The sequence below is a fragment of the Pseudomonas allokribbensis genome (assembly GCF_014863605.1).
Lineage (GTDB): Bacteria > Pseudomonadota > Gammaproteobacteria > Pseudomonadales > Pseudomonadaceae > Aquipseudomonas > Aquipseudomonas allokribbensis.
The window spans coordinates 2,543,496-2,556,748 of sequence record NZ_CP062252.1; the positions used below are offsets into that span (position 1 = coordinate 2,543,496).

The 13,253-nt window shown below is 61.2% G+C and carries 14 protein-coding genes; 11 read left to right on the top strand and 3 right to left on the bottom strand.

Translation table 11 applies throughout. The features are described from left to right. Positions 1-51 precede the first annotated feature (51 nt). The 3 genes from dnaQ to IF199_RS11780 all read left to right on the top strand — a co-directional run bounded on the left by dnaQ (position 52) and on the right by IF199_RS11780 (position 3,849). Complete coding sequence (gene dnaQ, locus IF199_RS11770; RefSeq protein ID WP_096820536.1) at positions 52-810, top strand: DNA polymerase III subunit epsilon; 759 nt, start codon at positions 52-54, stop codon at positions 808-810. A gap of 154 nt (positions 811-964) precedes the next feature. Beyond that, positions 965-3,220 carry an Orn/Lys/Arg family decarboxylase gene (locus IF199_RS11775; protein ID WP_096820537.1) on the top strand — a complete coding sequence of 752 codons (2,256 nt, stop codon included), beginning with the start codon at positions 965-967 and terminating at the stop codon, positions 3,218-3,220. Between the two features lie 14 nt (positions 3,221-3,234). Further along, a complete protein-coding gene (locus tag IF199_RS11780) occupies positions 3,235-3,849 on the top strand; it encodes a GNAT family N-acetyltransferase (RefSeq protein ID WP_192560468.1) in 615 nt (204 codons plus the stop codon). Here the strand turns inward: IF199_RS11780 and IF199_RS11785 are convergent. Continuing rightward, positions 3,815-4,708 (bottom strand): LysR substrate-binding domain-containing protein, encoded by an 894-nt coding sequence (locus tag IF199_RS11785; RefSeq protein ID WP_102621887.1) that lies wholly within the window; start codon positions 4,706-4,708, stop codon positions 3,815-3,817. The two genes, IF199_RS11780 and IF199_RS11785, sit on opposite strands and share 35 nt — an antisense overlap. Before the next feature lie 85 nt (positions 4,709-4,793). Next, positions 4,794-5,030 carry a hypothetical protein gene (locus IF199_RS11790; RefSeq protein ID WP_085733066.1) on the bottom strand — a complete coding sequence of 79 codons (237 nt, stop codon included), beginning with the start codon at positions 5,028-5,030 and terminating at the stop codon, positions 4,794-4,796. A 185-nt stretch (positions 5,031-5,215) separates the two neighbouring features. Here IF199_RS11790 and IF199_RS11795 point away from each other — a divergent pair, with 185 nt between their 5' ends. From IF199_RS11795 to IF199_RS11805, 3 genes are all read left to right on the top strand, one after another. Then, positions 5,216-5,776, top strand: coding sequence for an NADPH-dependent FMN reductase (locus tag IF199_RS11795; RefSeq protein WP_096820540.1), 561 nt, complete (start codon positions 5,216-5,218; stop codon positions 5,774-5,776). A 114-nt stretch (positions 5,777-5,890) separates the two neighbouring features. Then, positions 5,891-6,994: a DUF2855 family protein gene (locus IF199_RS11800; RefSeq protein WP_192560469.1), complete on the top strand. Its 1,104-nt coding sequence runs from the start codon at positions 5,891-5,893 to the stop codon at positions 6,992-6,994. A gap of 65 nt (positions 6,995-7,059) precedes the next feature. Next, complete coding sequence (locus IF199_RS11805) at positions 7,060-8,343, top strand: arsenic transporter (RefSeq protein WP_192560470.1); 1,284 nt, start codon at positions 7,060-7,062, stop codon at positions 8,341-8,343. Here IF199_RS11805 and IF199_RS11810 read toward each other — a convergent pair. Beyond that, on the bottom strand, positions 8,340-9,290 hold the full coding sequence (locus IF199_RS11810) for a DUF1853 family protein (protein WP_096820543.1): 951 nt from the start codon (positions 9,288-9,290) through the stop codon (positions 8,340-8,342). The genes IF199_RS11805 and IF199_RS11810 overlap by 4 nt on opposite strands. Before the next feature lie 115 nt (positions 9,291-9,405). Here IF199_RS11810 and IF199_RS11815 point away from each other — a divergent pair, with 115 nt between their 5' ends. The 5 genes from IF199_RS11815 to IF199_RS11835 are packed head-to-tail and all read left to right on the top strand — an operon-like array spanning position 9,406 to position 13,251. Further along, positions 9,406-10,296: an NAD(+) kinase gene (locus tag IF199_RS11815; RefSeq protein WP_085733063.1), complete on the top strand. Its 891-nt coding sequence runs from the start codon at positions 9,406-9,408 to the stop codon at positions 10,294-10,296. Then, positions 10,293-11,267 (top strand): metallophosphoesterase, encoded by a 975-nt coding sequence (locus tag IF199_RS11820; protein ID WP_425220381.1) that lies wholly within the window; start codon positions 10,293-10,295, stop codon positions 11,265-11,267. Before IF199_RS11815 ends, IF199_RS11820 begins: the two co-directional genes overlap by 4 nt. Then, the gene (locus IF199_RS11825; RefSeq protein ID WP_102621882.1) at positions 11,264-12,133 is read left to right on the top strand and encodes a rhomboid family intramembrane serine protease; all 870 of its coding nucleotides are present in this window, start codon (positions 11,264-11,266) and stop codon (positions 12,131-12,133) included. Before IF199_RS11820 ends, IF199_RS11825 begins: the two co-directional genes overlap by 4 nt. Positions 12,134-12,163: 30 nt before the next feature. Continuing rightward, positions 12,164-12,424, top strand: a complete 261-nt coding sequence (locus tag IF199_RS11830; RefSeq protein WP_007956913.1) for a YeaC family protein — start codon at positions 12,164-12,166, stop codon at positions 12,422-12,424. Beyond that, positions 12,421-13,251 (top strand): DUF2797 domain-containing protein, encoded by an 831-nt coding sequence (locus IF199_RS11835; RefSeq protein WP_192560472.1) that lies wholly within the window; start codon positions 12,421-12,423, stop codon positions 13,249-13,251. Before IF199_RS11830 ends, IF199_RS11835 begins: the two co-directional genes overlap by 4 nt. Positions 13,252-13,253 lie beyond the last annotated feature (2 nt).

The window sequence follows — 13,253 nt, forward strand, 5'->3', positions numbered from 1 at the left end:
GTGTTAACATCGCCGTTTTTGCACGATTGACCCGTTGAGAGCTGAACACTGATGGCCACCAGATCCGTTGTACTCGATACCGAAACCACCGGCATGCCGGTGACCGATGGTCACCGGATCATTGAAATCGGTTGCGTCGAGCTGATCGGTCGGCGCCTGACGGGCCGGCACTTTCACGTTTACCTGCAACCGGACCGCGAGAGTGACGAAGGCGCGATCGGCGTCCATGGCATCACCAACGAATTTCTGGTCGGCAAGCCGCGTTTTGCCGAAGTGGCCGATGAGTTCTTCGAGTTCATCAACGGCGCGCAACTGATCATCCATAACGCGGCGTTCGACGTTGGCTTCATCAACAACGAATTCGCCCTGATGGGTCAACAGGATCGTGCCGACATCACGCAGCACTGCTCGATCCTCGACACCCTGATGATGGCCCGGGAACGTCACCCGGGTCAGCGCAACAGCCTCGATGCCCTGTGCAAACGTTACGGCGTCGACAACTCCGGCCGTGAGCTGCACGGCGCATTGCTCGACTCGGAGATTCTCGCCGACGTCTACCTGACCATGACCGGTGGCCAGACCAGTCTGTCGCTGGCCGGTAACGCCTCCGACGGCAACGGAACCGGCAACGGTGCGGATAACTCCGCCACCGAAATCCGCCGTTTGCCGGCGGATCGTCAGCCGGGGCGGATCATTCGCGCCACCGAAGCCGAGCTGGCCGAACACCAGGTGCGCCTGGAAATCATCGCCAAGTCGGCCGGCGCACCGGCGCTGTGGACTCAGCTGCTGGAAGCCGAAGCCCAGGCGTAAAGCACAAAGGATCGTCCGAGCGCTCTGGCCGCGTTCGGACGATCCTTTGTTTTTGGCAGTACTGACAACTGGCCACCCTCGCCACATCCGCTCCGACCCTCTACCCTGAGGACATTGGCAGATCACTCTCCGCCGCCTCAGGACACTGAGCCCCATGTACAAAGATCTGAAGTTCCCGGTGTTGATCGTTCACCGCGACATCAAGGCCGATACGGTTGCCGGCGAACGCATTCGCGGCATCGCCCATGAACTGGAGCAGGAAGGTTTCAGCATCGTTTCGGCCACGGACTACACCGAGGGCCGGCTGGTGGCATCGACTCATCATGGTCTGGCGTGCATGTTGATCGCCGCCGAAGACGCGAGCACCAATTCCCATTTGTTGCAGAACATGGCCGAACTGATCGGTCTGGCCCGGGTGCGGGCGCCGGACTTGCCGATCTTCGCGCTCGGTGAGCAGGTCACTTTGGAGAACGCCCCGGCCGATGCCATGGCCGAGCTCAATCAGTTGCGCGGCATTCTCTATCTGTTCGAAGACACGGTGCCGTTTCTCGCCCGCCAGGTGGCGCGGGCAGCGCGCAAGTATCTGGACGGGCTGTTGCCACCGTTCTTCAAGGCGTTGGTGCAGCACACCGCCGATTCCAACTATTCCTGGCACACCCCCGGCCATGGCGGCGGCGTTGCGTATCACAAAAGCCCGGTAGGGCAGGCGTTTCACCAGTTCTTCGGTGAAAACACCCTGCGTTCGGATTTGTCGGTGTCGGTGCCGGAGCTGGGTTCGCTGCTCGATCACACCGGGCCGTTGGCCGAAGCAGAAGCGAGGGCTGCGCGCAATTTCGGCGCCGATCACACCTTTTTCGTGATCAATGGCACCTCGACCGCCAACAAGATCGTCTGGCATTCCATGGTCGGGCGCGATGATCTGGTGCTGGTGGATCGCAACTGCCACAAGTCGGTGTTGCACGCGATCATCATGACCGGTGCGATTCCGCTGTACCTGTGCCCGGAGCGCAACGAGCTGGGGATCATCGGCCCGATTCCGTTGAGCGAGTTCAGCCGCGAATCGATCCAGGCCAAGATCGATGCAAGCCCGCTGACCAAGGGCCGCGAGCCGAAAGTCAAACTGGCGGTGGTCACCAACTCCACCTATGACGGCCTCTGTTACAACGCCGAACTGATCAAACAGAGCCTGGGCAACAGCGTCGAAGTCCTGCATTTCGACGAAGCCTGGTACGCCTACGCGGCGTTTCACGAATTCTTTGCCGGACGCTACGGCATGGCCACCTCGCGCAGTGCCGACAGTCCGCTGGTCTTCACTACCCATTCCACGCACAAATTGCTGGCAGCGTTCAGCCAGGCTTCGATGATTCATGTGCAGGACGGTGGTGCGCGGCAACTGGACCGTGACCGGTTCAACGAGGCGTTCATGATGCACATCTCGACGTCGCCGCAGTACAGCATCATCGCCTCGCTGGACGTGGCCTCGGCCATGATGGAAGGCCCGGCCGGTCGTTCGCTGCTTCAGGAAACCTTCGATGAAGCCCTGAGCTTTCGCCGGGCGCTGGCCAATCTGCGTGGGCACATCGACGCCAACGACTGGTGGTTCTCGATCTGGCAGCCGCCGGGTGTCGAGGGCATCGATCGGGTGCAGACCGAAGACTGGCTGCTGAAACCCGAAGCGGACTGGCACGGCTTCGGCGAGGTCAGCGATGACTACGTGCTGCTCGATCCGATCAAGGTCACCCTGGTGATGCCAGGCCTGACCGCTGGCGGCGCGCTGAGCGACAAGGGGATTCCGGCGGCGGTGGTCAGCCGTTTCCTCTGGGAGCGCGGGCTGGTGGTGGAGAAAACCGGTCTGTATTCGTTCCTCGTGCTGTTCTCGATGGGCATCACCAAGGGCAAGTGGAGCACGCTGTTGACCGAACTGCTGGAGTTCAAGCGCAGCTACGACGCCAACGTCAGTCTCGACACCTGCCTGAAGTGTGTCGCCCAGGAAGCTCCAGCGCGCTATCGCGGCATGGGCCTGCGCGATCTGTGTGATCAGCTCCACGCCTGTTACCGCAGCAACGCCACCGCCAAACACCTTAAACGCATGTACACCGTGCTGCCGGAAATCGCCATGAAACCGGCCCATGCCTACGATCAACTGGTGCGCGGCGAAGTCGAGGCGGTGCCGATCGATGAGCTGGACGGCCGGGTTGCGGCGGTGATGCTGGTGCCGTATCCGCCGGGAATTCCGTTGATCATGCCCGGCGAACGTTTTACCGAATCCACTCGGTCGATCATCGATTACCTGAAATTTGCCCGCACGTTCGATGCGAGTTTTCCGGGATTTGTGGTCGATGTGCACGGACTGCAACACGAAGATGAGGGCAATGGACGGCACTACACCGTCGATTGCGTCAAGGAATGAGGGCGTTTCCCAGTATGCAACCGGTCATGAATCCAAAATACCCAGGGCTGTCGGTGCGCGTCGCCGACGATGGCTTTGCCGCTTATATCTGGGGCAGTGATTTCAGTTTTGAGGTCGCCGCCTATGGCGCAGCCGAAATCGGCAAGCCCGTCGCGCAGTGGGGCGTGACGCCCATTGTGCCGTACCGCAAGTGCTACGGCATCGATCCCGAGGAGTTCAGCAGTTTTCGCGATGCCGCCGACAGTGCGATTTTCATGGCGTATCTGGAAGATCAGCCGGTGGGGCATCTGGTGATCAGCACCAACTGGAACGGTTTCGCTCACATCGATGAACTGGCGGTGCATGCGCCGGCTCGGCGTCACGGTGTGGCCAAGGCATTGCTGGATGTGGCGCAGTTCTGGAGCCGCAAGAAAAAACTGCCGGGGATCATGCTCGAGACCCAGAACAACAACCTCGGTGCCTGTCGTTTATATGAGCGTTGCGGTTATGCGGTCGGTGGCATCGACCATTTGCGTTATCGCGGGATCGACCCGAACACCGCCGAAGTGGCGTTGTTCTGGTATCGAATATTCGATAATCCGCTGGAAAACCTAGTCAGCTCGCCAGCATCGCCGCGGCTTGTTCCGTGACAATGCCGAGCAGGGTCTGGACGGATGTTGGCGGCGTTGCGTGTTTGAAGGTCAGCGCATAAAGACTGATCGGCACCGCCGGTGACAGCGGGCAGACATCGAGGCCGCCGGCACGGGCGCCGAGTGCGGTGAACGGGTCGACGATGGCCAGGCCTTCACCGGCCTCGACCATGCTGCGCATCATCTGATGGGTCTGCACCCGGGTCTGAATGCTCGGCGCCGGGCGCAAGGCCTGGAGCTTGTGCTCCAGCGCCGGGCTCAACGGGTCCTGGCCTTCGAGGCCGACCATCGCCTGGCCTGCCAGGTCCTGCAGCGAAATGTACTTCTGCTTCGGTTGCAGCCAGCCGTGGGGCGCGAGCAATTGCAGCTTGCCTTGCGCCAGCACCTGGCAATCGATATCGGGGTGTTCAGGGTCGTGCAGGCTCAGGCCCAGATCGCTCTCGCGCAGCAACAGGCTGCGAACGATGTGGCGGGTGGGTTCGCTGAGCAGGGTGCAGGGGACGTCCGGAAGTCGTCGGCGCAATGCGGCGAGGCTTTGCGGCAACAGCTGCTGTGCCAGCGGCGGGGTGCCGATGATTCGCAGAGGTGGGGCGAGGTATTGCTTGAGGCTGCTGGCCAGCCGTTGCACTGGCTCCAGCGCGTCATAGATGTGGGCGATTTCGACTTGCAGCGCACGGGCTTCGGCCGTGGCCTGAAGCCGTCCGCGTACGCTGGCGAACAGCATGAACCCCAGCTGACTCTCGGCTTCGCGCAACCGCTCCTCGACATCGCCCGTCGGCAATTGCAGCCATTCGGCGGCGGTGCCCACGTGACCCGTCTGTAAAAGCGCCTGAATCACCTCGATATGACGTAAACGCATGCGTGAAGTCCATGTCCGGCCGTTGGGGTCAGTGGCTGAATCCTACCCCAACTCGGCGCGGATGACTTCTGCTCATAACAATCGGTTATGAAGCGACAGTCGGCTCGGGTTCGCGAATCAACGTGATGCCCGACTGAACCAGCAGGAACTCGTTGTCATCGACTTTGTTGACGCGATCGCCAATCGCCAGTTTGTAGGTTGTAACGGGCTCCATGCCGGTGAAACCGTCTGCCGACGGGTTGGATTCCTGGAACTCATGCACGGAATAAACGCGGCCTTCCGCATCTCTTGCATGGAACTGACCGACGAGTACTGCTGCCATCTGCTTAGAACCTCTGGAGATAAAACGCTTGATTTGCGGCTTGGTAGACCGTCATCGAGCTCGGTAAGTTTTCCTACAGGAAAAAAATAATCCGGACGCGGGAAATATCCCTCGTCGTCTGGTGGAATCGTCGCCGGATCATCTATAACTACAGGCTCCTCCCACGGACAGTCGAGAGTCTTCACATGAGCAATGTCTATAACGTCGCTGTAGTCGTCGGCAGCCTGCGCAAAGCCTCGATCAATCGCAAGGTCGCCCTGGCGCTGGCGGAACTGGCGCCGGCCAACCTCAAGCTGAACATTGTCGAAATTGGCGATCTGCCACTCTATAACGAAGACATCGACGGCGATTCACCGCCGGCAGCCTACAGCACTTTCCGTCAAAAAGTGGGTTCATCCGACGCGGTGCTGTTTGTCACGCCGGAGTACAACCGTTCGGTACCAGCACCGTTGAAGAACGCGATTGACGTCGGCTCGCGGCCTTATGGCAAGAGTGTCTGGGGCGGCAAACCGGGCGCAGTGATCAGCGTTTCGCCGGGTGCCATCGGCGGTTTTGGCGCCAACCAGCATTTGCGCCAGTCCTTCGTTTTCCTCAACGTGCCGTGCATGCAGCAGCCGGAAGCCTACCTGGGCGGTGCCGGCACCGCGTTCGATGAGGCGGGCAAGTTGAACGAATCGGTGAAACCGTTCCTGCAAAGTTTCATCAACGCCTATGGGCAGTTTGTGGAACAGCACAAGAAAGTCTGAAGCCTTCAATTCCGCCTCAGACCATGATCGGTCACGCCTCGATGGTGTTTTCATCGGGGCGCATGGCCCGTGACGTTTGCGCCCCCGCCACTCTACGCAGCAGGAATCCGAGCGATGCAAAGTCCGATCACTGTCACGCGACTGGTGACCCGTAAAAGTGCACTCGACCAGAGCCGAATCGAGCAGGAACAGCGCAGTTCAGTGGCGGCGGACGGCGAAGTGATTTTGAAAGTCGATCGTTGCGCCCTGACCACCAACAACATTACCTACGCCGCGTATGGCGACTCGATGCATTACTGGGCGTTCTTTCCGACAGGGCTGGCTGAATGGGGCCACATTCCAGCCTGGGGTTTCGCCGATGTGATTGCTTCCAGCGTCGAAGGCGTGGCGGTCGGCGAGCGTTTTTATGGTTACTTGCCGCTGGCCAGTCATCTGTGGGTGCGCCCCGAGCGGGTCACCGGGCGTGGTTTCCATGACGGCACGGAGCACCGGCAGACGCTGAGCTCGGTTTACAACCAATACACCCGCTGCAGCAAAGACACGTATTACCGCCCAGCGACAGAAAACCTGCAGATTCTGCTCAAGCCGCTGTTCTTGACGTCGTTGATGTTGGCGGATTTCCTTCAGGACAATCGGTTCTTCGGCGCAAGCCGTGTGGTGTTTTCCAGTGCTTCGAGCAAAACCGCCTACGGTACGGCGGTGTGTCTGGCCGGCCATCCGAGGCTCGAATGTGTGGCATTGACGTCGGCCGGTAACAAGGTCTTTGTCGAAAGCCTGGGCTGCTATGGCCGGACGCTGTCTTACGCAGAGTTGTCGGCGCTGGCCAATGATCGTTCGACGCTTTATGTGGATTTTTCCGGCGACCTGGGTTTGCGCGAGCGGGTGCATCAGCATTTCGCCGATCACCTCGTCTACAGCTGTTTTGTTGGCTCATCGCACACTACCGATGAAGCAGAACTGGGCGCCGTCGAAGGGCTGCGACCGGTGTTTTTCTTTGCCCCGATCCAGATTCGCAAGCGCAGCGTCGAATGGGGAGCGGAGCGCGTGAACCGGTACGTCGGCGAAGGTTTGCAGCGGTTTTATCGCCAGGTCAGCGCACCGACTGACCCTCTGTTGCAGGTCGTGGAGAGTCACGGCCTTGAGGCAGCACAGAGCGTGATTTCTCGTCTGTTTCATGGTCATATCGCACCGGTGGAGGGGCACGTGATTCGACTGTGAGTTGACGGACGGGCAGGGTGCGCTTCCTCGATACCCATTCTGCCCCTGATCGAAGGTCGCTCTGCATGCTCACGGCTTCACTGATTTTCCTGCTGACCATCACCCTGGTGATCTGGCAACCCAAAGGCCTCGGGGTCGGCTGGAGTGCGACGTTCGGCGCGATTCTGGCGCTTATTTTCGGTGTAGTGCACCTGAGCGATATTCCGCTGGTGTGGCAGATTATCTGGAACGCCACCGGCACTTTCGTGGCGCTGATCATCATTAGCCTGCTGCTCGACGAAGCGGGGTTCTTTGCCTGGGCTGCGTTGCACGTGGCGCGGTGGGGGCGGGGCAGCGGGCGCAAGCTGTTTGCCTTCATGGTGTTGCTCGGTGCGCTGGTGTCGGCGTTGTTCGCCAATGACGGCGCGGCGTTGATCCTCACGCCCATCGTGATTTCCATGCTGCTGGCGCTGCGTTTCTCCCCGGCGGCGACCCTGGCGTTCGTCATGGGCGCCGGTTTTATCGCCGACACCGCGAGCCTGCCGCTGGTGGTGTCGAACCTGGTCAACATCGTCTCGGCAGACTTTTTTCACATCGGTTTCAATCGCTATGCGGCGGTGATGGTGCCGGTCAATTTCGTCAGCGTCGCCGCCACGCTGGCGGTGTTGTTATGGTTTTTCCGCCGCGACATCCCGAAAGACTACGACCCTGAACAGCTCGAACATCCGGAATCGGCGATTCACGACAAAGCCACGTTCTACGCCGGTTGGGCGGTGTTGCTGATTTTGCTGGTGGGCTGTTTTGCCCTGGAGCCGTTGGGCATTCCGATCAGTGCGATTTCGGCCGTGTGCGCGGCATTGCTGCTGGGCATTGCCGCTCGCGGGCACAAGATCTCCACGCGCAAGGTGATGAAAGAGGCACCGTGGCAGATCGTGATTTTCTCGCTGGGCATGTATTTGGTGGTCTACGGACTGCGCAACGCCGGGCTCACGGATCATCTGGCCGGCTGGCTGGATGTCTTTGCCGGGTACGGCGTCTGGGGCGCAGCCATGGGCACTGGTGTGCTGACGGCGCTGTTGTCGTCGATCATGAACAACCTGCCGACGGTGCTGATCGGGCTGTTGTCGATCGATGCCAGCCAGGCGACCGGTGTCGTGAAAGAGGCGATGATCTACGCCAACGTGATCGGCAGCGACCTGGGGCCGAAGATCACCCCGATCGGCAGTCTGGCGACCTTGCTCTGGCTGCATGTGCTGGAGCGCAAGGACATCCGGATCGGCTGGGGGTATTACTTCAGGGTCGGGATTGTGCTGACGGTGCCGGTGTTGCTGGTGACGTTGGCCGCGCTGGCGCTGCGGTTGACCGTCTAACTCTGCCCGGGCACGTTCGGCCACAGATCCGAAACCAGGAACAGCCGTTCGGCCTCTTCCCAGTCACCCCGGGCATTTTCGGTCAAGCGCACCATCAACTGCGCCGGGGCCAGCGGTTCGAGTTCATCGAGCCAGGCCTGTAAATGCTCGTGGCTCCAGGTCTGATCCGCCGGGTAATGCGCCGGCGCCAGCCACGCATGGCGGGGCAGGGGTTGCCAGCGTCCGGCCGGGCGCTGGGCGACAAATGCCGGCCAATCCTTTTGATGCAACCAGCTTCCGCGCAGGTGCTGCGGATGGGCGCCGCTCGGCGGTTCGGATTGCCCGGGCCACGGGTACAACAGATAACCGCCCAGCCACAATTGCGCACTGAACGTCCCGACATCCAGCGCCGCCAGGGCTTCGCGGCTTTCCGGGCGGGCGGAAATCGGCAACTGATGTTCGCTCAGGTGGGCCAGTTTGCGGTCCAGCCGATCATGGCAGCCGGGGCCGAGCCATTGCGCCGGATCACGGCCGTCGCCGTTCTGCGGGCCGAGGTAGAGTTTGATCGCCAGCTCCAGGTGATGCACGCCGTCGCGGTCGCGCAGCAGCATGTCGAGTTCGCCGAGGGTGTGGCCCTCGCGGCGGATCGGCAGGTTGGCGGCGATCAGTTCGATCCCCGGCGCATGCTCGACGGCGAACTGCCAGAGCCGTTCGTAATACAGGCCCAGACGCCGGGTGCGGGCCTGGGACAGCCAGTGGAGCAGGCCGTAGCTGTCGCGGTCGAGTTCATGCAGCCAATGCGCCAGCCGTTCGGGATCGCGCACCCAATCGCTGCCGGCCAATGGATGGCGTTGTGGCCACGGCGTGGCGGCGAGCATCGGCGGGGCGAGGATCACCCACGCCAGATCGCGCACCTCAGGGTGACGCAATTGGTGGGGCAACTGGAGCAAATCGGGAAATAGGATCATCTTGCGAGCATAGCCTCAAACACGGTCGCCCCCTCGGGGCTGAAAGGATTTTGTCTATCCGGCGCTTTCGCCCATAATCGTCGTTTTCGCCGTTGCAGCCCCCCGCAGGAGTCCCATGGAGCAATTTCGTAATATCGGCATCATCGGTCGCCTGGGCAGTTCCCAGGTGCTGGATACCGTCCGCCGACTGAAACGGTTTCTGCTCGATCGTCACCTGCATGTGATCCTCGAAGACACGATCGCCGAAGTCCTGCCCGGTCATGGCCTGCAAACTTCCTCGCGCAAGATGCTCGGCGAAGTCTGCGACATGGTCATCGTCGTCGGCGGTGACGGCAGCCTGCTCGGCGCCGCCCGGGCGCTGGCCAAACACAATATTCCGGTACTGGGCATCAACCGTGGCAGCCTTGGCTTTCTGACCGATATACGTCCCGATGAGCTGGAAGTCGAAGTCGCCAAGGTGCTTGACGGCCATTATCTGGTGGAAAACCGCTTCCTGCTGCAAGCCGAAGTTCGCCGCCACGGCGAAGCCATCGGCCAGGGCGACGCGCTGAACGACGTGGTGCTGCACCCCGGCAAGTCGACACGGATGATCGAATTCGAGCTGTACATCGACGGGCAGTTCGTCTGCAGTCAGAAAGCCGACGGCCTGATCGTCGCCACACCGACCGGTTCCACGGCGTATGCGCTGTCGGCCGGTGGCCCGATCATGCATCCCAAGCTCGACGCCATTGTGATCGTGCCGATGTATCCCCATATGTTGTCCAGCAGGCCGATTGTGGTCGATGGCAACAGTGAGCTGAAGATCGTCGTGTCCAAAGATATGCAGATTTACCCGCAAGTCTCCTGTGACGGGCAGAACCACTTTACCTGCGCGCCGGGCGACACCATCACTGTCAGCAAGAAAGCGCAGAAGCTGCGGCTGATCCATCCGCTCGACCACAACTATTACGAAGTGTGCCGTACCAAGCTCGGCTGGGGCAGCCGCTTGGGGGGTGGAGGCGAGTGATGCTCGATCCCGCGCGTGGTTACGATCTGATCGGTGACGTGCACGGTTGCGCTCTGACCCTTGAGCACCTGCTCGACCGGCTCGGCTATCACAAACAGGCAGGCGTCTGGCGGCACCCCTCGCGTATGGCGGTGTTCGTCGGCGACATCATTGACCGCGGCCCGCGGATTCGCGAGGCGCTGCACATCGTCCACGACATGGTCGAGGCCGGTCAGGCGCTGTGCATCATGGGCAACCACGAGTTCAACGCGCTGGGCTGGAGCACGTCGGCGCCTCCGGGCAGCGGCAAACAGTTCGTGCGTGAACACACGCCGCGTCACGCCCGGTTGCTGCATGAAACCCTGACCCAGTTCGAAGGCCATCCTGGCGACTGGCACGACTTCCAGCAGTGGTTCTACAAACTGCCGCTGTTCGTCGATGCCGGACGCTTCCGGGTGGTGCATGCCTGTTGGGATGCCGGCCTGATCGAGCCTTTGCGCGCGCTGTTCCCCGACGGCTGCATCGATGAACACTTCCTCCAGGCGTCGGCCGTGCCGGGCAGTTTCGCCTGCACTGTGTTCGATCGCCTGCTGCGTGGCACCGACATGCGCCTGCCCGATGGCCTGACCATGACCAGCGGCGACGGTCTGGTGCGTTCATTCTTCCGCACCAAGTTCTGGGAAGACGACCCGCAAACCTACGGCGACATCGTGTTCCAGCCTGACGCCTTGCCGGAGCCGGTGGCGCAGAAGCCGCTGACCTCCAGCGAAAAGAATTCCCTGCTGCGCTACGGCGTCGAAGAGCCGTTGCTGTTCGTCGGCCACTACTGGCGCAGCGGCAAACCGGCGCCGATCCGCCCGAACCTCGCGTGCCTGGATTACAGCGCCGTGCTTTACGGCAAACTGGTGGCTTATCGTCTGGATCAGGAAACCCGCCTCGATCCGCATAAATTTGTCTGGGTCGATGTCGAGCGGCCGGAGGTGCTGCGATGAGCGCGGTAGCGGTATTGCGTCTGCCACTGGCGGCGGACCTGAGCGGTTTCGTCAAACTGCTGCAACGGATGCAGGTGCCTCACCGCGTCAGCGAAGAGTCGGGCGAGCAGGTGTTGTGGGTGCCGTCGGAAATCAGCGACGACGTGCGTTCACTGTACGAGCGCTTCCCGGCAGGTGACCCGGAGCAGCAACTGGATATTCCGGTGGCGCCGACGTTCAAGCGTCCGAGCTTCGCCGAGCAACTGAAACATGCCAAGGCCACCGGGTTCATTCTGTTGCTGAGCCTGCTGGTCGGCGGGCTGACGTATCTGGGCGACAACCTCGACACGATGCGCTGGCTGACCTTCCTCGATTTCCGCGTAATCGGCGACTACATCCACTTCACGCCATTGGCCGACAGCCTGGCGGCGGGGCAGTGGTGGCGTCTGTTCACGCCGATGCTGATTCACTTCGGCATCCTGCACCTGGCCATGAACGGCATGTGGTACTGGGAACTGGGGCGGCGCATCGAGTCGCGCCAGGGCAGCGTCAACCTGATCGGCCTGACGTTGCTGTTCAGCCTGGTGTCGAACTATGCGCAGTTTGCGTGGAGCGGCCCGAGCCTGTTCGGCGGTCTGTCCGGCGTACTTTACGGGTTGCTCGGTCACTGCTGGATCTTCCAGTTGCTGGCGCCAAACCCGGCCTATCGCCTGCCGCGCGGCGTGCTGGTGATGATGCTGGTGTGGTTGCTGGTGTGCATGTCCGGGCTGATCTCGATGATCGGTTTCGGCGAAATCGCCAACGCCGCCCACGTCGGCGGGTTACTCATCGGATGCTTCACCGGTTTGTTGGGCGGTTTGTATAACCGCCGTAAACTGGCCGCCTGAATTTTTTGGATAAAGAGCACGGAGACCCTGATGTCCTCTTTTAACGACCTGATCAAGAACATCACCCCGGATATCTACCAGAGCCTGAAACTGGCCGTAGAGATCGGCAAATGGTCCGACGGCGGCAAACTCACCGCCGAGCAGCGTGAACTGTCGTTGCAGGCAATGATCGCCTGGGAAATGCAGAACCTGCCCGAGGAAGAACGCACCGGTTACATGGGCCCGCAGGAGTGCGCGTCGAAGTCGATCGAAGTGCCGAACATCCTGTTCAAGTCGGACGCCATCCATTGATCGAGATTGGCCGCGGTGCAATCAGCAAAATGTCGGCGCGCCTGGACGGGCCGAACGTGCAATACGCGTTTCGTCTGGATGACGTCGAGGTGCCGGTCAACCCGTTGATCGGCACGACGGTGCGTCTGGAATATCTGGGAGCGATTCACTGCACCCATTGCGGGCGCAAGACCAAGACCAGTTTCAGTCAGGGTTATTGCTACCCGTGCATGACCAGACTGGCCCAGTGCGACGTGTGCATCATGAGTCCGGAGCGCTGCCACTTTGACGCCGGTACCTGCCGGGAACCGGAGTGGGGCGAGAAGTTCTGCATGACCGACCACGTTGTCTACCTGGCCAATTCGTCGGGGATCAAGGTCGGCATCACCCGCGCCACCCAGCTGCCGACCCGCTGGCTCGATCAGGGCGCCAGTCAAGCGCTGCCGATCATGCGCGTCGCCACGCGGCAGCAGTCCGGTTTCGTCGAAGACCTGTTCCGCAGTCAGGTGGCCGACAAGACCAACTGGCGCGCCTTGCTCAAGGGCGATGCGGCAGCGGTGGATCTGGCACAGGTGCGCGATCAGCTGTTCGACAGCTGCGCCGAAGGTCTGCAAGGCTTGCAGGAACGTTTCGGTCTGCAGGCGATTCAGCCGGTGACCGACGTCGAGCCGCTGGAAATCCGTTACCCGGTCGAGCAGTACCCGGCCAAGATCGTCAGCTTCAACCTGGACAAGAACCCGATTGCCGAAGGCACGCTGTTGGGGATCAAGGGTCAGTACCTGATCTTCGACACCGGCGTGATCAACATTCGCAAGTACACGGCCTATCAGCTCGCCGTGCATCAATAAGG

What these genes read in the sequence shown, in the direction of transcription:
- dnaQ (WP_096820536.1), top strand. Translation starts at nt 52, where the DNA reads ATGGCCACCAGATCCGTTGTACTCGATACCGAAACCACCGGCATGCCG.
- IF199_RS11775 (WP_096820537.1), top strand. Translation starts at nt 965, where the DNA reads ATGTACAAAGATCTGAAGTTCCCGGTGTTGATCGTTCACCGCGACATC.
- IF199_RS11780 (WP_192560468.1), top strand. Translation starts at nt 3,235, where the DNA reads ATGCAACCGGTCATGAATCCAAAATACCCAGGGCTGTCGGTGCGCGTC.
- IF199_RS11785 (WP_102621887.1), bottom strand. Translation starts at nt 4,708, where the DNA reads ATGCGTTTACGTCATATCGAGGTGATTCAGGCGCTTTTACAGACGGGT.
- IF199_RS11790 (WP_085733066.1), bottom strand. Translation starts at nt 5,030, where the DNA reads ATGGCAGCAGTACTCGTCGGTCAGTTCCATGCAAGAGATGCGGAAGGC.
- IF199_RS11795 (WP_096820540.1), top strand. Translation starts at nt 5,216, where the DNA reads ATGAGCAATGTCTATAACGTCGCTGTAGTCGTCGGCAGCCTGCGCAAA.
- IF199_RS11800 (WP_192560469.1), top strand. Translation starts at nt 5,891, where the DNA reads ATGCAAAGTCCGATCACTGTCACGCGACTGGTGACCCGTAAAAGTGCA.
- IF199_RS11805 (WP_192560470.1), top strand. Translation starts at nt 7,060, where the DNA reads ATGCTCACGGCTTCACTGATTTTCCTGCTGACCATCACCCTGGTGATC.
- IF199_RS11810 (WP_096820543.1), bottom strand. Translation starts at nt 9,290, where the DNA reads ATGATCCTATTTCCCGATTTGCTCCAGTTGCCCCACCAATTGCGTCAC.
- IF199_RS11815 (WP_085733063.1), top strand. Translation starts at nt 9,406, where the DNA reads ATGGAGCAATTTCGTAATATCGGCATCATCGGTCGCCTGGGCAGTTCC.
- IF199_RS11825 (WP_102621882.1), top strand. Translation starts at nt 11,264, where the DNA reads ATGAGCGCGGTAGCGGTATTGCGTCTGCCACTGGCGGCGGACCTGAGC.
- IF199_RS11830 (WP_007956913.1), top strand. Translation starts at nt 12,164, where the DNA reads ATGTCCTCTTTTAACGACCTGATCAAGAACATCACCCCGGATATCTAC.